This window comes from Thiocapsa sp., from assembly GCF_018399035.1.
In the GTDB taxonomy this organism is placed as follows: Bacteria; Pseudomonadota; Gammaproteobacteria; order Chromatiales; family Chromatiaceae; genus Thiocapsa.
This window is the reverse complement of the sequence record NZ_CP073760.1, coordinates 3,081,337-3,099,571: the sequence shown is the minus strand read 5'-3', so window position 1 is coordinate 3,099,571 and position 18,235 is coordinate 3,081,337. Positions and strand designations below refer to the sequence as shown.

Below are 18,235 nucleotides of genomic sequence, written 5' to 3'. Positions count from 1 at the left end.
GCGGAACGCTCCGTCAATCAACCTGAGCCGCGTCTCGCCGGGTCCGTCGATTCGCGGTGACCTTACAGCCACCTCGAATCGACACATGTTGCCGAGGACGCGGCTCAGCCGAGCTCGTCCGTCGGGATCTGCTGCATCAGCCCAAAGCTTTTCACGAAGGGATTGGCCATGCGCGGATCCTTCAGCATCGCCTTGTAGTCACCTTCCTTGAACTTGAGCTTGCCGGTCATGAAGGCGGCGCCCATGCCGGTCATGCCGATGCCTTTCTCGACCCACTTGAGCCAGTCCTTAAGGTCGGCACGCATATCCCAGTTGGCGGGCGGGTCGTTGTCCGACCAAGCACCGGCGCGTACGCAGACGCCCTTTTCGACGACAAAGACGCCGCGCGGGTTCTCTTCGTCCTTGAATCCACAATAGATCACTGAGTCGAAGTCAATCTCGGCCAGCTTGTCCGTGACCTCCGGCTCGCCGTTCCAAGCGTCCTTGAGATGGTTCATCCATTCTGCTGAAAAGAGTGCGGCCATCGTTGTTGTCCTCCGGGTTGGCAGTACAAAAAAACGCGCGCGTTGTCGCGGCCGTCGGTGTGTCGGGTTGCGGGACCGGCCGAAGCACGGCCCTGCTGCCCTGGTGATTTTACCAGGATGAGGAGAAAAGGATATGGGCCGGCACGCGGTTCCATCCGGGCGGACCCGACAGTCTCACCCGAATTCCAGACGAATCCCGGCGGAAGCCAGGCGCTCGGCCTCCTCTTCGAGCTCCAACCGGGTCAAGGGGTGATCGGAGAGCCAATCGTCCGGGAAGCTCAACGCGAGGTTGTCCCCGTCGGTGGTAAGCGTCGGATTGGGTTTGCTTTCCGATGAGCGTCCGCGATGCAGCAGAACGGCCAGCCGCAGGATGACGCAGAGCCTGCGTGCCGGCTCCCCGGTTCCGTGGGGTAGGACCGCGAGCTCTTGGACGGGAAATTTCCGCCTGTGTCCGAGCACCAATGCGGCAAGCAGCATTTGCTCCGGTCGCGTGAAGCCGGCGAGATCGGCGTTGCGCAGCAGGTAGGCCCCGTGCTTCTGGTGCTGGCTGTGGGCGACCATGACGCCGATTTCGTGGAGTCGTGCCGCCCACGCGAGCATGAGCCTGTGGTTGGGGTCCTGCAGCGACCAAGGCCCGGTGAGTCGGCGCAAGAGGGCCACCGCCGTCGCTCGGACGCGCTGAGCGTGATCCTGATCGATCTGAAAGTGTCGGCCGAGGGTCTCGACGGTGCGTTCCCGGACGTCGACGTGTTGGCTGCGGCCCATCGTTTCGTAGATCAAGCCTTCACGCAGTGCGTATTCCGAGACCTGTAGATGTTGGATCCCGAGCGTCTCGAAGACCGATCGCAGGACGGCGACACCGCCGGCGAAGACCGGCTTACGCTCTTCGGCCAAACCCTTGAGCGCGAGAGAGGAGATTCGGCCCGTCTCCAAGAGCGCATCGCGAAGCCGCAGCAACGCCGGCGCCGAGATCCCGTCTTCGCACCAGCCTTCGGCCGCGAGGACAGCCGCAATGGATTTGATGGTGCCGGAGCTGCCGACCGCCGTTTGCCAGCCGGTGCGGCGAAACAACTCGCGCACGGGCCTTACCTCGAGTGCTCCCGTGAGCTCGGCCCTCTCCATAGCGCGGGCGGTGATGCGCCCGTCGGCGAAGTGACGGCGCGACATGCTCACGCAGCCCATGTGCAGGCTCTCGCGCAGGCGCGGTGAAAAACCGAGTCCGACGATGATCTCCGTGCTTCCGCCGCCGATGTCGACGACCAGGCGGCGCTCGGTGCCCGCGGCGAGATCATGGGCGACGCCGAGGTAGATCAGCCGAGCCTCTTCGCGGCCCGCGATGACCTCGATCGGGTGGCCGAGCGCTGCCTCGGCACGGGACAGAAAGTCGCTGTCGGGCGCAAGCTGACGCAAGGTATTGGTGCCGACTGCCCGCACGCTGCCGGGTGGAAACCCGCGGAGCCTCTGGCCGAAGCGCTCCAGACAGGCCAATGCGCGCTCGACGACCTGCGGGTCGAGCTGCCGGTCCTCGCCCACGCCCTCGCCGAGCCGGACCATCTCCTTAATGCGATCGGTGACCTGCATATGACCGTTGCCGATACGGGCCACGATCATGTGAAAGCTGTTGGATCCGAGATCGACGGCTGCGACGACCTCTGGCAGCATGGTCTCGACGGCGTCTTGGACGGGCTCTTCAATCATGGCAGGGTCCAACGCTGAACGGCGCGTAAATGGTACCAGAAGCCGACGCCATCGCGGGTGTCGTACGTCGATGCTGCTCGGGATGTTGGAGCGCGCGAGGTCAGAGGGTCGCGCGTACACGAATAGGTTAAAATACGCATCGCAACCGATGCGGTTGCGATTCCGTGGAGTGACAGGATGAACGAGACGCCGCTTCAGGTGCTCAACCGGGTCTTCGGCTACGACCGTTTTCGCGGCGCCCAAGCCGAGATCATCGACCGGTTGATCGACGGTGGAGACGCGCTGGTGTTGATGCCGACAGGCGGCGGCAAGTCGCTCTGTTATCAGATCCCGGCGATCCTGCGCCCCGGCGTGGGGGTCGTGGTTTCGCCGCTGATCGCCTTGATGCAGGATCAGGTCGACGCGTTGAGACAGCTCGGCGTGCGGGCCGCCTTGCTGAACTCGTCGCTGACGCTGCAGGAGGCCCGCGCGGTCGAGGAGGCGATGCTCTCGGGCGATCTGGACTTGATCTATGTCGCCCCGGAACGTCTGCTGACCGAGCGTTTCCTCGCGCTGTTGGATCGCATCCGGGTTGCCTTGTTCGCGATCGACGAGGCCCACTGCGTCTCCCAGTGGGGCCATGATTTCCGCCCCGAATACATCCAGCTCCACCTGCTGCACGAGCGCTGGCCCCAAATCCCGCGCGTTGCACTCACCGCGACCGCCGATGCGCCGACCCGTGCGGAGATCCTGACCCGACTGGGTCTGGAGCAGGCCGGACAGTTCGTCTCCAGCTTCGACCGACCGAACATCCGCTATCGCATCGTCGAGAAGGCCAGCCCGCGTCAACAGCTCATCGCCTTCCTGCGCAACGAGCATCCCGGTGATGCCGGAATCGTCTACTGCCTGTCGCGACGCAAGGTCGAGGAGACGGCGGCCTATCTTGCGACCCAGGGCATCGCAGCGCTGCCGTATCACGCGGGGCTCCCGGCCGAGACGCGGCGTACGCACCAAGCGCGGTTTCTGCGCGAGGAGGGCGTGGTTATCGTCGCGACCATCGCCTTCGGGATGGGGATCGACAAGCCGGACGTGCGCTTCGTCGCCCATCTGGACCTGCCCAAAAGCCTGGAGGCCTACTATCAGGAGACCGGACGCGGCGGCCGGGACGGTCAGCCCGCGGATGCTTGGATGACCTACGGTCTGGGCGACGTGGTGATGCTGCGTCGCATGATCGAGGACTCCGAGGCCGAGGAGCGCTTCAAGCGGGTGGAGATGCAGAAGCTCGACAGCATGCTCGGCTTTTGCGAGACCACCGAATGTCGGCGCCAGGTTCTGCTCAACTATTTCGGCGAGCCGCTACCCAAGCCCTGCGGCAACTGCGACACCTGCCTGGAGCCGGTCGCCACCTGGGACGGGACTCGGGCGGCGCAGATGGCGCTCTCCTGCATCTATCGGACGGGCCAGCGTTTCGGCAGCAGCTATCTGGTGGATGTCTTGCTCGGCAAGAAGAACGAGCGCATCCGCCGCTTCGGACATGACCAAGTCACGACCTTCGGCATTGGCGAGGAGTTGAGCGCGGATCAATGGAGGTCGGTCTATCGCCAGCTCGTCGCGGCCGGGTTCATCAGGGTCGATTTCGAAGGACACGGCGCGCTGTGCCTGACCGAGCAGAGCCGTCCCTTGTTGCGGGGCGAGCGTACCCTGCACCTGCGCCGGGACCCGGACCGTAAACGCACGAGCTCCGCCGCGCGTCGCCCCGCCATGGCGCTGCCGACCGATCCGGAGGCACTCGCGCTCTGGCAGGCCCTGCGCGACTACCGGCGTCAGCTCGCCCTGGAGCAGGATGTGCCGGCGTACCACATCTTCAACGATGTCACGCTCAACGAGATGCTGACCTACCGCCCGCGTGATCGCGACGAGCTGTCTCGGATCACCGGTGTCGGTCAGGTGAAGCTCGAGCGCTTCGGCGAGGGCTTCTTGCGGCTGCTCGCCCTGCATGAAGCCGAGCACGGCCGACCGGACCGGGTGCCGGGCCTGCCGGCCGCCCGAGCGGCTGCAAGCGAGGCCCGCGTCGGTGCGATCGAGCTGAACGACTCGGTGCGCGAGACCCTGGCGCTGTTGCGTTCCGGGCTCTCGGTGGAGGCGATCGCCGATCGCCGCGAGCTGAAGGCCAGCACCATCTATACGCACCTGTCGCGCTGCATCGAGGTCGGCGAACTCTCGGTCGGCGAGGTGATCGACCTCGACCGGGACAGCCTGCGGGCCATCGAATTCGCCATCGAGCAACAGCCGGAGGGCGCACTCATCAGCCTCAAATCCATTTTCGACGCCTTCGAAGGCCGCTACAACTATGGCCTCTTGAGCTGCGTGCGGGCCGGTATGGGGATCTCCGCCGGGGATTGATCCGCGCCGGCTCGTTATATCATCCCGCTGTGCGCGATCCAGGGGAGTCCGCCATGAGCTTGACCCAGCAAGACATCGATTCGAGCAGGTCGACAAGCGCTTCGACGAGATGATCCGTCGCCACGACCGTCACTTCCTGTAGCTGATCGGGTTCATTACCACGGTCGGCGGCCTTGTCATTGCCGCCGGCAAGCTGTGGTAGCGCGCTCCGGGCCGAGTGCCCCTCCCGCATCCGGGGTCGTGTATGGTCGGGTACGCGAAGGTCGATGATACCTGCGCGGCAGCACCCGCAAGACCTTTCAGTGCAATGCCTGACATCACCGGACCGCGTTGATCGCCGGGACGCTGTTCGAAGCCACCACACTGGGACTGACCGTCTGGTCCGGCTTCAGCGGGGCTTACCACGGCTTCGATTTCGGCAAGTATGCCGCACGCTACCTCGGCGCGATCGCCTATCGCTTCAACCGCCGCTTCGATTTGCGGGCGCTGCCGCCCCGCCTGCCGATAGCTGCGGTGGCCTGCGCGCGGCGCCCCGAGCCGCAGCCGCAAGCACCGTGCCCCGGGATAGTGAGAAGTTGAGTCGCCGGCAGACAACTCGCCGAGACGGATATCTGCCGCCTCATTCCCCACTGCCACACCGATCTCATCCGCGGCTTCACCCATTCCGGGGGTGAGCGCGTGGCCGCCCGCTTGAGGCTCGACGCCGAGTGGCAGGTGGCCTTCGAGTTTGCCGGCTGACGACGGTCAGTCGCCGTAGTGGGTTCGGGCGCGCACGACGATGACGACGAGCTCATCGTCCTGGATGCTGTAAACGATCCGATCCTGGTAGCTCAATCGTACCGAATAGTAGCCCTTGAGCGGCCCGATCAAGGGCTTTCCGGAGTGCGGATCGACCGCGATGCGGTAACGGACGATGTCCATCAGCTTTGCACGCATCTTCGCGCTGAGCTTGGCGATGTCTTTCTCGGCCTGCCGGGTGAAGCGAACCCGGTACCTGGCCGGGGCGCTCATTGAGGCTCCCCGAAGACCTCCTCGAACGACAGGGTGTCTTCGCGCTCTGCTTCCGCTCGGCCCTCCTCGAAGGCTTCCCTGAATCCAGGGGCCGACAGCAGCGCGAGCGTCTCCAAGAGGCTCTCATACTCGTCCTCCGACATCAGCACCGCGTCGCCGTTGCGATGACGGATATGATAGATCTCATGGCGCTCGTTCGTGCCGCGTAGCAGGTCGAAGAGGGTGGCGCGGGCGTCCGTGGCGGTGAGTCTGGTCATCGGGGAGATAGCTGTACAGATTTTGGTACCGGTAAGCTAGGTCCTTCCTTGGGTCCTGTCAAGGTCCGCGAAGCTCGGACACGGGGCTTGCCGAAGCGCCAGCGTTCGCGGGAACGTTCAACCGGTCTGCCCGAGCGTGCGCGCCGAATCCGTGAGTTGGAATGTCACATCGGCTATACCGCGGACGGGATTGGCGAGAGCACGATTCTCGACGCGCAAAAGAGCGGTATCTACCCACTCCGGATCGAGCGCGTGGTTGCCGATGTTGCTTGAGACAAGTCGCGGCGGTCTGCGCGCGGAGAACGGCGCGCGGCTCAAGCGCGAGGTCGACATCTTAAAAAAAGCGACGGCGTACTTCGCGCGGAATGCGCTGTGAAGTACGCCTGGATCTGCCGGTGGCCGACAACCTGCTCGCGCGCGACTTCGCCCCGAGCGGCCCGAATCAGCTCTGGAGTGCCGACATCACCGACCTGTGGACGGATGACGGCTGGCTGTACTTGGCCATCGTGCTGGACCTGTTCAACCGCGAGGTCGTGGGCTGGTCGCTGAAGCCGCGCATGACGGCCGACCTTGTCACCGACGCGCTGACCATGGGTTGGTTTCGACGCAAGCCGCCCCCGGGGCTGATCCACCATTCCGATCGGGGGAGCCAGTACGCCAGCCATGCGTTCCAGGAAAAGCTGGCGCAGTACGGCATGGTCTGCTCGATGAGCCGCATAGGGGAACTGCTGGGACAACGCCCCGACCGAGAGCTGGTTCAACAGCTTCAAGAACGAGCGTGTCTTCGGGGAGCGCTTCGCCACCCGCGACACCATGAAGGCCACCGCCTTCGAGTACATCGAGGTGTTCTATAACCGCAAGCGTCTGCATTCCACCCTCGGTTACACTTCCCCGGCACTGTTTCTGAACGACTAGCTCAACGCTCGGGAGGGAGAAAAACAGGTCGCATGAACCCCTGCCCTTGGAAGACGAAAAACCGAAGGAACCTCACTCAAGCGTTTCCGATGTGAAACCCTTTCCAGCGCGCCGGACGGATTCGCGGCCTGGATGAAATACGGCGACGTCCAGGTTTCAACGCTTTCCGGTCATCGTCATGCTTCCTACGCGGCTCTGTCCGCTACTCCGCCTCGTAGGCTAAATTCGGCGCCAACCAGCGTTCGATCTCGGGCAGCGGCATGCCCTTGCGCTCGGCGTAGTCGGCGACCTGGTCGCGGGCGAGCTTGCCGACCGCGAAATAGCGGCTGTCGGGGTGCGAGAAATAGAGCCCGCTGACCGCGGCGGTGGGGACCATCGCCTTGGATTCGGTCAGCCAGATGCCGGTGTTGCGCTCGGCATCCAGGGCCTGCCAGAGCAGATCCTTCTCGGTGTGGTCGGGGGCGGCCGGATACCCCATGGCAGGGCGGATACCCTGGTAGCGCTCCTCGATCAGGTCTTCGTTGCTCAGGCCCTCGTCCGAGGCATAACGCCAGTGGCGTGTGCGCACCCGAGCGTGGAGCATCTCGGCCAGCGCCTCTGCAAGTCGGTCGGCGATGGCCTTGAGCATGATGGCGGAGTAATCGTCGTGATCGGCCTCGAAGGCCGCAACCCGTTCATCGATCCCGATCCCGGTGGTGCAGGCGAAGCCGCCGACATAGTCGGGGATGCCGGTCTCCACCGGAGCGACATAGTCGGCCAGACACTCGTTGTATTTGCGGGGCGGCTGTTTGCCCTGCTTGCGCAAACAGTGGAAGGTCAGCAGGGTGTCGCTGCGGTCCTCGTCGGCATAGACGGCGATATCGTCGCCGACGGCGTTGGCGGGGAAGATGCCGATGACGGCGGCGGCGCCGAGCCACTTCTCGGTGATGATCTTGTGCAGCATCGCCTTGGCGTCGTCGAAGAGTTTGCGCGCCTCGACGCCCTTCTCGGGGTCATCGAGGATCTGGGGATAGCGCCCGCGCAGCTCCCAGGCGTGGAAGAAGAAGGTCCAGTCGATGTAGGCTGCGATCTCCCCGAGCGGGATGTCGTGGAAGGTCTGCACACCCGGCTCGGCGGGGACCGGCGGCTGGTAGTGCTCCCAATCGATCGGTGTGCGGTTGGCTTGGGCCTTGGCCAGCGGCACGAGGTCACGGGCCTCGTCACGCGAAGCGCGACGCTCGCGGATCTGCACATATTCGGCCCGCACACCGGCGACATACTTCTCCTTCATCTCCTTCGACAGCAGGCTGCCCGCCACGCCGACGGCGCGCGAGGCATCCTTCACATGGATGACCGGGTGCGCATACTGCGGCTCGATCTTGACCGCCGTGTGCAGCTTGGAGGTGGTCGCTCCTCCGATCATGAGCGGGATGGTGAAGCCCTGGCGCTGCATCTCTTTGGCGACATGGACCATCTCGTCGAGCGACGGGGTGATCAGGCCGGACAGCCCGATGATGTCGGCGTTCACCTCGCGCGCCTTCGCGAGGATCCGGTCGGCCGGGACCATGACGCCCATGTCGATGACGTCATAGCTGTTGCACTGGAGGACGACCCCGACGATGTTCTTGCCGATGTCGTGCACGTCGCCCTTGACCGTCGCCATGAGGATGCGGCCCTGGGTGTCGCCCTCGCATTTCTCGGCATCCAGAAAAGGCTCCAGATAGGCAACCGACTTCTTCATGACGCGCGCGGACTTGACCACCTGCGGCAGGAACATCTTGCCCTCGCCGAAGAGGTCGCCGACCACGTTCATACCGTCCATCAAGGGTCCTTCGATGACGTTGATCGGCGCGCCGAGCTTCTGGCGAGCCTCTTCGGTGTCCTCGACGATGAAGTCCGTGATGCCCTTGATCAACGCATGCTCGATGCGCTTCTCGACCGTCGTTTCGCGCCAGGAGAGATCTTGCTTGTTTTCGATGCCCGAGCCGTCGCCCTTGTATTTGGGCGCGAGATCGAGCAGCCGCTCGGTGGCATCCGGGCGGCGATTGAGGATGACGTCCTCGACCGCCTCGCGCAGCTCCGCCGGAAGGTCGTCGTAGATGGCGAGCTGGCCGGCGTTGACGATGCCCATGTCCATCCCGGCGCGGATGGCGTGATAGAGGAAGACCGAGTGGATCGCCTCGCGTACCGGGTCGTTGCCGCGGAAGGAGAAGCTGACGTTGGAGACGCCGCCCGAGACCTTGGCGTAAGGCAGCTCGCGCTTGATGCGCCGGGTGGCTTCGATGAAGTCGACCGCGTAGTTGTTGTGCTCCTCGATCCCGGTGGCGACGGCGAAGATGTTCGGATCGAAGATGATGTCCTCGGGCGCGAAGCCGATCTCATCGACCAGGATGCGATAGGCGCGGGCGCAGATCTCGAACTTGCGGTCCTGCGTATCGGCCTGACCGACCTCGTCGAAGGCCATGATCACGGCCGCCGCGCCGTAGCGCTTGACCTTCTTGGCCTGCTCGCGGAAGGCGGCCTCGCCCTCCTTCATGCTGATCGAGTTGACGATGCATTTGCCCTGGACGCACTTGAGCCCGGCCTCGATCACCGACCATTTGGATGAGTCGATCATGATCGGCACGCGTGCAATGTCCGGCTCCGCGGCGATCAGGTTCAGGAAGCGCATCATGGCGGCCTGCGAGTCCAGCATCGCCTCGTCCATGTTGATGTCGATGACCTGGGCGCCGTTTTCGACCTGCTGGCGCGCGACATCGAGCGCGGCGTCGAAGTTGCCGTCGAGGATGAGTCGCTTGAACTTGGCGGAGCCGGTGACGTTGGTGCGTTCGCCGATGTTGATGAAGGTGGCTTGTGGGGTCATGGCATGGGTTCGCTGTGGCGGGGGCGGTTGCGTTGCGGCTCGGCGCCGTCGGACGCGAGCGCTCAGGCGAGCAGGGTACGTACATCATACGTGGCAAAATACCGGATCGCGCGTGGTCAGAACCAGCCCGGCGGTCTGTGCCTGCGCCGCCGGAAGCCGGTCGAGCGGGCCGAGATCACGCACCGGCAAGCGGAAATAGGCCGTCAGACGAGGCTCCCCGAGCCCACTCTTGCGATGAGGGTGTCGCGGCTGGCCTGCTCGACGACCGAGGAGAAGCGGGCCTCGGCGTCTGTCACGATAAGAATGGCATTCATCGTGAATGTTTCTAGCGGTCCGACTATAAGGTCCGGGCCGACAGTGAGCAAGGCCGTCCGACCCGATGTGCAGTATCCCGTCATGCGCGGATCAGGACAAATTCACATCAATATCAAGTCGATGCCGTAGGGCTCGGAGGTCCGGTCGTGCGTGGCCGGGGTCAAACGTTCGACAAGCGCGTGAGCGATGCGGATCCGATCGAAGGGGTATGATCCGTGCGGGATGATCTGGACAGCAAAGCAGGAGCGAGAACGTGGCGGTGACGAATGACATCGGACGTCTGTTTCAACAGGCATACAAGAACATCGACGATGTGCTTTGGAAGGAGGCGGGTTGCAGCTCGGAGCTGGATTACACGGAGCAGACCTCCTGGCTCTTGTTCCTGAAATATCTCGACGACCTGGAGCAGGAGCGGGCGACGGAGGCCGAGCTCGAAGGCCGGACCTACAGCGACATCCTCGATCCGCCCTATCGGTGGGAGCGTTGGGCGGCGCCGAAGGACCGGGACGGCAGACGCGACCACAACAGGGCGCTGACGGGCGACGACCTCGTGGAGTTTGTCGACCGCAAACTCTTCCCCTATCTGCACGGCTTCAGACAGCGGGCGAGCGGGCCGGATACCATTTGCATACCGTGCTCGATTGCCCCGGCGGGACCTTCCAGGGGGCCGGAGTCAAGACCGTGGTGCTCTTCTTCGAGAAGGGCGCGCCGACGCGCAAGGTCTGGTACTACCCTGGTTGATGACTCAAAACGACGCATATCGTCATGGACGCGGTTTAAGATGAACGAAGCCGAAACTAGAGCCGAACACATCGATCCCGCACTCAAAGCGGCGGGATGGGGTGTCGTGGAAGGGAGCCGGATCCTGCGGGAGTACCCGATTGATCTGGTGACGAAGCTCCGGCTTCGTCACCCGCGAGACGAAGCTCCGCTTCGCGAATTCGAGAAGGAAGGCTCGGATCGATCCAGGCGAAGCTCGAAGCCGCAGTCCCGTGAAGCAGAGCTTCATCGCCGAGATCACGAAGCCGGAGCTTCGTGACCAGAGAAAGCGGCGGGATGGTATTTCGTGGGAGGGAGCCGGATCCCGCGGGAGTGCCCGATGCGGCTCTTGGCCATTGCGCTTCTTGCGCGCGGCGGGTCAGCTCAATTTCTTGAGAATGTGATTTGCCAGATACTCGTTGATCTCGACATGCCGCGGTACGGGCTGAGATTCTCGGGTCTTCGGATTCTGATACCAATCGTGCCGACCGCCATGACGGATCAGAACACAGCCCATCTGTTGGAGCCTGGCGATCAATTCACGCCTTTTCATGCGACCGCAAGTTCTCCGACACGGCGCACGGACGGAATGGCACCACTCGTCAGTTCCTGGTAAATGTCTCTCAGGTTATCCTGCAGGTCTTCCAGCGTTTCACCTTGTGTCGTGTAATCCGGGTATTCTTCGAGGTACCCGAGCCACATGCCGTCATCTTGCCAATAGGTATATTTGAGCACTGTCATGGCACGCCTTCACTGGTTCGAATTTGATTTCCGGAAAAGGGCTCCGACCGCTTTGCGACCCCTTTTCCCCGCCGTCGACACCCTGAAGATATCACCGGTCACCGCTAACGAACACCCATGAACGAATCCGAAACCAGAGCCGAACACATCGATCCCGCGCTCAAAGCGGCGGGATGGGGTGTCGTGGACGGAAGCCGGATCCTGCGGGAGTACCCGATCACGCTCGGGCGCATCGAGGGCAACGGCAAGCGCGGGAAGTCGCTCACGGCCGACTATGTGCTGGTGTATCGGAGCTATAAGCTCGCGACCTTGGAAGCGAAGGCATGGGACAAGGCACTGACCGAGGGCGTCGGGCAGTCGAAGAACTATGCGGGCAAGCTCACGATCCGCTTTGCCTTTTCGAGCAACGGGCAGGGCATCTACGAAGTCGACATGGAGACGGGGCCGAGGGCGAAGTCGCCCGGTTCCCCTCGCCGGAAGAGCTGTGGAACCGCACCTTCGCGATCGAGAACGCCTAGCGCGCCATCCTGGACTACTTCGCGCCCGCGGTCCAACTCGGGCTCACCGCAACACCCAAGCGCAAGGACAACGCGGACACCTACCGCTACTTCGGCGAACCGGTCTTCATCTACTCGCTCAAGGAAGGCATCAACGACGGATTTCTCACCCCGTTTCGCGTCAAGCAGATCGCAACGACCCTCGACGAGTACATCTACACGCCCGACGACACCCTGGTCGAGGGCGAGATCGAAGCGGGGAAGCGCTACGAAGAGAAGGACTTCAACCGCATCATCGAGATCAAGGAGCGCGAGAAGAAGCGCGTCGACATCTTTATGTCGGCGATCGACCAGCGCGAGAAGACCCTGGTGTTCTGCGCCAACCAGATGCACGCGCTGGCGGTGCGTGATCTGGTCAACCAGGCCAAGACGAGCACCGACCCGAACTACTGCCACCGCGTCACCGCCAACGATGGCGCCTTGGGCGATCAACATCTCCGCGACTTCCAGGACAACGAGAAGACCATCCCGACCATCCTGACCACGTCGCAGAAGCTCTCGACCGGCGTGGATGCGCGCAACGTCCGCAACATCGCCCTGATGCGTCCGGTGAACTCCATGGTGGAGTTCAAGCAGATCATCGGCCGCGGCACGCGACTCTACGACGGCAAGGACTACTTCACCATCTACGACTTCGTGAAGGCACACCACCACTTCAGCGATCCGGAGTGGGACGGGGAGCCGATCGCCCCCGAGACCTGCGAGCGGTGCGGCGAGTCCCCCTGCGTGTGCAAGACGCCGGACCCCGACCCCTGCGAGCGCTGCGGAATGGTGCCCTGCGTCTGTATCAAGGAGCCGCCACCGCCCTGTCACGTCTGCGGCGAGATCCCCTGCGTCTGTGCGAAGCGGCGGAAGGCGCGCGTGAAGCTCGCCGACGGCAAGGAGCGGGCCATCCAGCACATGACGGTGACCTCCTTCTGGCACCCCGACGGGACGCCGATGTCCGCCCAGCAGTTCATGGAGGCGCTGTTCGGCCGGTTGCCCGAGTTCTTCAAGGACGAGGACGAGCTGCGCCGGCTGTGGAGCCTGCCCGACACCCGCGCGCGGCTGCTCGCAGGGCTCGCGGAGCAGGGCTTCGGAAAGGCGCAGCTTGTCGAGATGCAGAAGATCATCGAGGCGGAGAAGAGCGACCTCTTCGACGTGCTCGCCTATGTCGGCTACGCGGTCGCGCCGCTCTCGCGCGAGGAGCGCGCGGCACGGGCAAAGGTCATCATCGATGCACGGATCGTAGGCACCCAACAAGCGCTCCTCGACTTCGTGCTGCTGCATTACGTGCAGGTCGGTGTCGAGGAGCTGGAGACCGAGAAACTCACACCCCTGCTTCGACTCAGATACCGAAACTCGCTGAGCGATGCGGTCGCCGATCTCGGGGGCGCCGTCGAGATCAAGGGACTCTTTGTCGACTTTCAGAAGTGGCTTTATGCCGAGGCGGCCGCTTAAACCGCGCCCGGAGCGGTATGCGATGTTTTTGGATGGGATCGGTCCCGGCAGACTTGACGGCCGTTGGAGCCGGCGCGGTTTAAGATATTAAAAAAAATAGAGATCTTTCAGCTATTTTTGAGTTCATCAAACGGCTGCGTTGCCTGAGTCGCCGCCTATACTTTCATCCTACGGATGATCGAAGCCGACTACCCAGGCGCTCAATCCATTCAAACCGGTGACGCGATGCAGACCATTCAATTCCTGACTGTTCCGGATCGGACCTTTCGGCTGCGGTGGCCACCCGCGGCGGAAGACGCGTCCGTGTTTCTCGACCTCTGTCGCGCCAACCCGGACTATCGCATCGAGCTGAACGGCCAAGGGGAGATCGAGATCATGCCGCCGACAGGGATCCGAACGGGCCGCAAGAATGCAAAATTGATCAGCGCCCTGACCTCATGGGCGGAGAAGGACAACAGCGGCGAAACCTTCGACTCCTCGACCGGCTTCCGCTTTGCGGACGGCGCGACACGTTCCCCGGACGCATCCTGGGTGCGACGCGATCGGCTGGACCGCCTCGCATCACCCGAAAAGGATGGTTTTGCACCCCTTGCACCGGATTTTGTCGTCGAGCTGCGCTCCAAATCGGACAGCCTCGAGACCATTCAGGCCAAGATGGAGGAATATCGCGAGAACGGCGTGCGTCTGGGTTGGCTGCTGAATCCGGAGGCGCGCCAAGTCTTTGTCTACCGCCCCGGCCAGCCGGTGGAGGCATTCGACAACCTGGAGTCGATCTCGGGTGATCCCGAGCTGCCGGGCTTTCTGCTCAATCTGCGGCCGATTTGGGAGCCTGGATTCTGAGGGGCATCGATCGCCGCAGAAGCGGGGGCTTAAGGGGTCAGGTTCAATTCACTCGGCGTTCCGCAGCGGTGCCTACAGCATGCAGGCCATCGCCGAGCATTTCGGCGTCAGCCGCATGACCGTCAGTCGGGCAGTGAGACGTCACGAGGGTGTCCTCGGAGACCTCGCCCTGCCACTCTGACCCGACCGGCGGTTGCGTTACATGGGTGACCCCGCCACTTGTGCCGCGCAACTAACGCATCCATGCCAGCTCCGAGCGCGAAGTCTATCGATAGTCGATGACGACAACGAATGCTCTCGCCACATCTGCCATGCTGCACTAGACGCGCATGCTGCTCGTGGACGGCCAGCCGCAGCAAGCCGATCCCTCTGTAGCATTCAGGATCTTACCCTGTACTCGTTCCGCGAGGCCCTCCTATAATGATGCGGCGCGAAAACAGATCAGGAGTTGCCGATGACCAGCGTCCTGAAAGATCGCTTTGTCTCCCTTGAGGACTATTTCGCCTTGGACTCGGAGACTGCGCGCGAGCGTTGGGAGTGGCGCAACGGCGATGTGTTCTGCATGAGCGGCGCCCAGCCGGAGCACAACATCATCTGCCTCAATGTCGCTGCAGAGCTGCGCGCGGGGTTGCGTGGTTCCAACTGCCGAACCTTCCCGAGCGATCAGCGCGTCAAGGTTCAAGCCGGCAGTCCCTATCTCTATCCCGATGTCTCGGTCGCCTGCGATCCGCGCTACATCAGCATCAACGGCCTGCGAACACTGCTGAACCCGGTGCTCATCGTCGAGATCCTCTCGCCCAGCACGGCCCAGGACGACAAGGGCACCAAGTTCATGCAGTACCAAACCATCGAGTCACTGACCGATTACTTACTGGTCGACTCGAGCGAGGTCGCCGTGCGGCATTACCGCAAGGAGGGCGAGATCTGGACACCGCAGCAGGCGAACGACGCGGTCGAGCTACCGGGGTTGGACATCGCGTTACCCCTCGCCGAGATCTATCTCGACACCGGACTCCTGCCCGGCTGAGACCACTAACCGCAAGGGGCTGTTGACACCGTCGTCGTGCTTTCGCCGTAACAGAATTCTCATGCGCCACGTGACCACGCCTCCCAGCTCGGCCTGAACAGAGGTCAGAGCCGAATGGCACTAACTTAACCAAAAACCGTCGCAAAAACAGCCGGTCCTGGCCGTAATCCAGGATGCGGAAGCGATGCTCAACGCTGTTTCTTGAGGGGAATGCCGGGGGGAATAACAGGGACAGACCACGGTTTCAGGGCTATATCGGCAGATCGAGCTGATCTGTGTCGGCCAGCTCTTTGCGCAGTCGGCCGGACGTACCGGGCCACCTGCGCCGACCGACCATTGTCGGATCTGCTCGGTGGGGTTATGGACTGGGAACCCTTTGGACAGCTAGCCCGAGAATGCTGGAAAACAAGACCTGACCCTGCCCCCCTTGTCGGATCTGCTCGGTGGGGTTATGGACTGGGAACCCTTTGGACAGCTAGCCCGAGAATGCTGGAAAACAAGACCTGACCCTGCCCCCCGCCGCACCTTCCCGTCCTGGCACGCAGGCCCAGTTCCGCCGCCAATGCTGCCACTCGGACGAAGAGCGGCGCCAGTTGCGACGCGGGACTCAGCGGATGCCTTGCTCGTAACTCCGGCCATCGCGGCACGTGGCGCAGAGCGCCACGGGTCATGCGTGACACCGCAGAGCGGGTGTCACGAGTTACTGATGTTTCGGGTGGCCGGCCTTACAAGCGAGGTCTCAGCGGACGTTGATGGCAGTCGCGTCTCCGTCGGATTTCGAACCGGGCTCGCCCATCGGGCGCCGCGGTTGAGACATCCCTGTCAGGCGTGGTCAATCCCTTGTGAGGGTGGTGCGTGCCGGCTCGGCGGGCGGCGCTGAGCGTGGGCTAGGCGACAACAGCTTCACCTGAGTCGTCGGGCGTCCCGCTTCGCAGTCCTCCCGCCAAGCGGGCCCATCAGCGAGAGCAGTGTGCCAGCGGATTGCGGATGACCTCGATCGCCTTCGCCGGGGCGAACCAGCGGCCGTTGCCGTCGTCCGCCTTCGGCGCGTAGACAACGACGCCGTCGAGCAGGCACGTCAGCGTGGTTCCATTGGGGCGCTTCAAAAGCACGTAGTCCTTGTTGGCGTGCAGGTGGAAGCGCTCATGCTGCCCGATCGTCAGGACGGGGTTGTTCGGATTGGTCAGGTCCGTGCTCATGGGGCGCTTGACTGCGCTTTTCAGGTCGACGAACAGCTTCTGGTTGAGTCCGTTCGGGTCGCTTAGATCCAGATTCAGACCGAACGCCTCTGCCGCGAACCAGGCGAAGTCCGTGTTGTCGATGTGTCCGACCGGAGCGTTGGTGCCGAAGCTCCAGAAGGGGAGATCCTCGCCGGAGTGCCCGTGGCTCGTCCAACCCAGGACCGTATGTCGCTCACTGACGATCTTGGGGATGGAATAGCCATACCCGTTGACGTCCGGATCCTTCTCATAGGCAATGATCTCCTGGGCATCCTCCTCGCTCAGCGTGATGCCCCAGTACTGGAGGACGGCGGCTTGGAGCTCCGCGGGCGTTGGATCCCTTCCTTCCGGGAGCGTACCGGCAATGAGCTGCGCCGTGGTCTGCATGCCTTTGACGGGATCGAGCAGGTCTTCCACGGTGATATCGGTATAGGTCCAGTTCACCGAGCGATTCCCGAGAGTCAGGCCGCCGGTGTTATGGTCCGGCGCGGCCAGGAGCATGGTGCCGGGGTTGGTCTTGGCGAACTCGAGCGCCACCCTGACCGCATCGTCGAAGGCCAGAAAGTCATGCAGCATGTATGCCGGATCGTTGGCGTGGCCGGCCCAGTCGATCTGGCTGCCTTCGACCGTCAGGATGAAGCCGTTCTCATTCTTCGAGAGCAGCTCGATCGCCTTCCCGGTCATTTCGGCCAGCGTCGGCTCATTGCAAGCCTGTTCGTCAGCTTGCTCACACGAGTATTGGCGATCGATGTCCGGCATCATCGCCGACTTGGCGAACAGCCCCCACGCCTTGCCGCCCTTCAGTGCAGTCATCTCGGCCTTGGTCTGCACCCACTGATAGCCGCGAGCCGTGAGCACTTCCCGGAGGTTCTCGCCGTCGGTGCGGGAGCCGTCGGGTGTGGGAAGCAAGCGGTCCCATCCGCCGCCGAAGACGACGTCGAGATTCTGGTACACCAGTTGCTCGGCGATGTCATTCTCCAGGCTGCGGGAGTCCACGTGTGCAGCATAACCGGCCGGGGTCGCGTGGGTCACCCGCGACGTCGAGATCAGCCCCGTCGCCTTGCCCTGGCGCTTGGCCCCCTCCAACACGGTCGCGAGCGGACGGTAAGAGAACCAATTCCATTTTTCTGCGTCGCTGGCCCCGGGAACCTCGGCCGGAAGCCTGTAGGTGCTGAGCGCGTTGGCCTCGATCGGGCCGACGCCGATGAACTTGTCGGTCGTTTTGTAGCCGGTCGCCATCGCGGTCCCCGCCGGCGCGGAGTCGGTGGTGATCGAATTGACCATCCAGGCGGCCATGGTCCCGGCGCCCATCTCATCCAGCGCGAGGGGTTCGCCGCGGTACCAGCGGCCTAGGGTCTGAATCGACTGCGACTGGCCATCCGGAATCAGGATGATGATGTTCTTGACCTCGGCGGCCGAGGCGCTGCCGGCAAACTGCAAGCCGGCAACGAGTGATAGGGACAGGAGTCCCGAAAGCCTATGTTGGTGTCGTGTGTACATGGTTCGCTCGCGGTGAAGATGTTGAGGATGTCGAGTTGCGAGACGAGTCGAATGAAGACCCCGTCGCCGCGGCACAAATAGTGCAATGGCCGGATTGCAGCTCGTTGGCGGCGCGATGACGGTATGGTGATAACTCGCCTTTTCTTGATTGCGGTCAGCTCGGATACAACTAGTGCTTGACAGGCTCGATGTCGCGAGAAGCGCGCG

Annotated in this window: 12 protein-coding genes and 6 pseudogenes; 10 read left to right on the top strand and 8 right to left on the bottom strand. The window is 63.2% G+C overall.

The genetic code is table 11. From position 1 onward, the window contains the following. Positions 1-104 precede the first annotated feature (104 nt). Positions 105-524 (bottom strand): SCP2 sterol-binding domain-containing protein, encoded by a 420-nt coding sequence (locus KFB96_RS14070; RefSeq protein ID WP_213457847.1) that lies wholly within the window; start codon positions 522-524, stop codon positions 105-107. 174 nt (positions 525-698) lie between these two features. Then, the gene (locus KFB96_RS14065; protein ID WP_213457848.1) at positions 699-2,222 is read right to left on the bottom strand and encodes a Ppx/GppA phosphatase family protein; all 1,524 of its coding nucleotides are present in this window, start codon (positions 2,220-2,222) and stop codon (positions 699-701) included. A 177-nt stretch (positions 2,223-2,399) separates the two neighbouring features. Here KFB96_RS14065 and recQ point away from each other — a divergent pair, with 177 nt between their 5' ends. From recQ to KFB96_RS27600, 4 genes and pseudogenes are all read left to right on the top strand, one after another. Next, positions 2,400-4,604: a DNA helicase RecQ gene (gene recQ / locus KFB96_RS14060; RefSeq protein WP_213457849.1), complete on the top strand. Its 2,205-nt coding sequence runs from the start codon at positions 2,400-2,402 to the stop codon at positions 4,602-4,604. A gap of 285 nt (positions 4,605-4,889) precedes the next feature. After that, positions 4,890-4,985: pseudogene (locus tag KFB96_RS26815) on the top strand (IS1595 family transposase); the annotation flags it as partial. A 9-nt stretch (positions 4,986-4,994) separates the two neighbouring features. Continuing rightward, positions 4,995-5,183 (top strand): annotated as a pseudogene (locus tag KFB96_RS14055) (hypothetical protein); the annotation flags it as partial. A gap of 12 nt (positions 5,184-5,195) precedes the next feature. Beyond that, positions 5,196-5,342: pseudogene (locus KFB96_RS27600) on the top strand (hypothetical protein); the annotation flags it as partial. A 6-nt stretch (positions 5,343-5,348) separates the two neighbouring features. Here KFB96_RS27600 and KFB96_RS14050 read toward each other — a convergent pair. Together KFB96_RS14050 and KFB96_RS14045 are read right to left on the bottom strand one after the other, a co-directional pair. Continuing rightward, positions 5,349-5,615: a type II toxin-antitoxin system RelE/ParE family toxin gene (locus KFB96_RS14050; protein ID WP_213457850.1), complete on the bottom strand. Its 267-nt coding sequence runs from the start codon at positions 5,613-5,615 to the stop codon at positions 5,349-5,351. Beyond that, positions 5,612-5,872: a type II toxin-antitoxin system Phd/YefM family antitoxin gene (locus KFB96_RS14045; protein WP_213457851.1), complete on the bottom strand. Its 261-nt coding sequence runs from the start codon at positions 5,870-5,872 to the stop codon at positions 5,612-5,614. Before KFB96_RS14045 ends, KFB96_RS14050 begins: the two co-directional genes overlap by 4 nt. 87 nt (positions 5,873-5,959) lie before the next feature. Between KFB96_RS14045 and KFB96_RS14040 the strand changes: the two genes are divergently transcribed. After that, the gene (locus KFB96_RS14040; protein WP_213457852.1) at positions 5,960-6,145 is read left to right on the top strand and encodes a hypothetical protein; all 186 of its coding nucleotides are present in this window, start codon (positions 5,960-5,962) and stop codon (positions 6,143-6,145) included. Between the two features lie 116 nt (positions 6,146-6,261). Beyond that, positions 6,262-6,787, top strand: a pseudogene (locus tag KFB96_RS14035) (IS3 family transposase); the annotation flags it as partial. A gap of 202 nt (positions 6,788-6,989) precedes the next feature. Here the strand turns inward: KFB96_RS14035 and metH are convergent. Then, positions 6,990-9,695: a methionine synthase gene (gene metH / locus KFB96_RS14030; RefSeq protein ID WP_300971717.1), complete on the bottom strand. Its 2,706-nt coding sequence runs from the start codon at positions 9,693-9,695 to the stop codon at positions 6,990-6,992. Between the two features lie 529 nt (positions 9,696-10,224). On the opposite strand from metH, the pseudogene KFB96_RS27595 reads away from it, so the two are divergent. Then, positions 10,225-10,569, top strand: a pseudogene (locus KFB96_RS27595) (type I restriction-modification system subunit M N-terminal domain-containing protein); the annotation flags it as partial. A 513-nt stretch (positions 10,570-11,082) separates the two neighbouring features. Here KFB96_RS27595 and KFB96_RS14020 read toward each other — a convergent pair. Together KFB96_RS14020 and KFB96_RS14015 are read right to left on the bottom strand one after the other, a co-directional pair. Continuing rightward, the gene (locus KFB96_RS14020) at positions 11,083-11,256 is read right to left on the bottom strand and encodes a type II toxin-antitoxin system HicA family toxin (RefSeq protein WP_300970237.1); all 174 of its coding nucleotides are present in this window, start codon (positions 11,254-11,256) and stop codon (positions 11,083-11,085) included. Further along, on the bottom strand, positions 11,253-11,444 hold the full coding sequence (locus KFB96_RS14015; RefSeq protein WP_213457854.1) for a type II toxin-antitoxin system HicB family antitoxin: 192 nt from the start codon (positions 11,442-11,444) through the stop codon (positions 11,253-11,255). Before KFB96_RS14015 ends, KFB96_RS14020 begins: the two co-directional genes overlap by 4 nt. 117 nt (positions 11,445-11,561) lie before the next feature. On the opposite strand from KFB96_RS14015, the pseudogene KFB96_RS27590 reads away from it, so the two are divergent. From KFB96_RS27590 to KFB96_RS13995, 3 genes and pseudogenes are all read left to right on the top strand, one after another. Next, positions 11,562-13,441 (top strand): annotated as a pseudogene (locus KFB96_RS27590) (type I restriction-modification enzyme R subunit C-terminal domain-containing protein). A 225-nt stretch (positions 13,442-13,666) separates the two neighbouring features. After that, positions 13,667-14,281 (top strand): Uma2 family endonuclease, encoded by a 615-nt coding sequence (locus KFB96_RS14005; protein WP_213457855.1) that lies wholly within the window; start codon positions 13,667-13,669, stop codon positions 14,279-14,281. Between the two features lie 454 nt (positions 14,282-14,735). Then, positions 14,736-15,308 carry a Uma2 family endonuclease gene (locus KFB96_RS13995; RefSeq protein WP_213457856.1) on the top strand — a complete coding sequence of 191 codons (573 nt, stop codon included), beginning with the start codon at positions 14,736-14,738 and terminating at the stop codon, positions 15,306-15,308. 956 nt (positions 15,309-16,264) lie between these two features. Here the strand turns inward: KFB96_RS13995 and KFB96_RS13990 are convergent. Next, on the bottom strand, positions 16,265-18,028 hold the full coding sequence (locus KFB96_RS13990; protein ID WP_213457857.1) for an alkaline phosphatase: 1,764 nt from the start codon (positions 18,026-18,028) through the stop codon (positions 16,265-16,267). Positions 18,029-18,235: the final 207 nt, after the last annotated feature.

Coding starts and splice junctions, on each gene's coding strand:
- KFB96_RS14020 (WP_300970237.1), bottom strand. CDS start 11,256: ATGAAAAGGCGTGAATTGATCGCCAGGCTCCAACAGATGGGCTGTGTT.
- KFB96_RS14065 (WP_213457848.1), bottom strand. CDS start 2,222: ATGATTGAAGAGCCCGTCCAAGACGCCGTCGAGACCATGCTGCCAGAG.
- recQ (WP_213457849.1), top strand. CDS start 2,400: ATGAACGAGACGCCGCTTCAGGTGCTCAACCGGGTCTTCGGCTACGAC.
- KFB96_RS14050 (WP_213457850.1), bottom strand. CDS start 5,615: ATGAGCGCCCCGGCCAGGTACCGGGTTCGCTTCACCCGGCAGGCCGAG.
- KFB96_RS14045 (WP_213457851.1), bottom strand. CDS start 5,872: ATGACCAGACTCACCGCCACGGACGCCCGCGCCACCCTCTTCGACCTG.
- KFB96_RS14005 (WP_213457855.1), top strand. CDS start 13,667: ATGCAGACCATTCAATTCCTGACTGTTCCGGATCGGACCTTTCGGCTG.
- KFB96_RS14015 (WP_213457854.1), bottom strand. CDS start 11,444: ATGACAGTGCTCAAATATACCTATTGGCAAGATGACGGCATGTGGCTC.
- KFB96_RS14070 (WP_213457847.1), bottom strand. CDS start 524: ATGGCCGCACTCTTTTCAGCAGAATGGATGAACCATCTCAAGGACGCT.
- KFB96_RS13990 (WP_213457857.1), bottom strand. CDS start 18,028: ATGTACACACGACACCAACATAGGCTTTCGGGACTCCTGTCCCTATCA.
- KFB96_RS13995 (WP_213457856.1), top strand. CDS start 14,736: ATGACCAGCGTCCTGAAAGATCGCTTTGTCTCCCTTGAGGACTATTTC.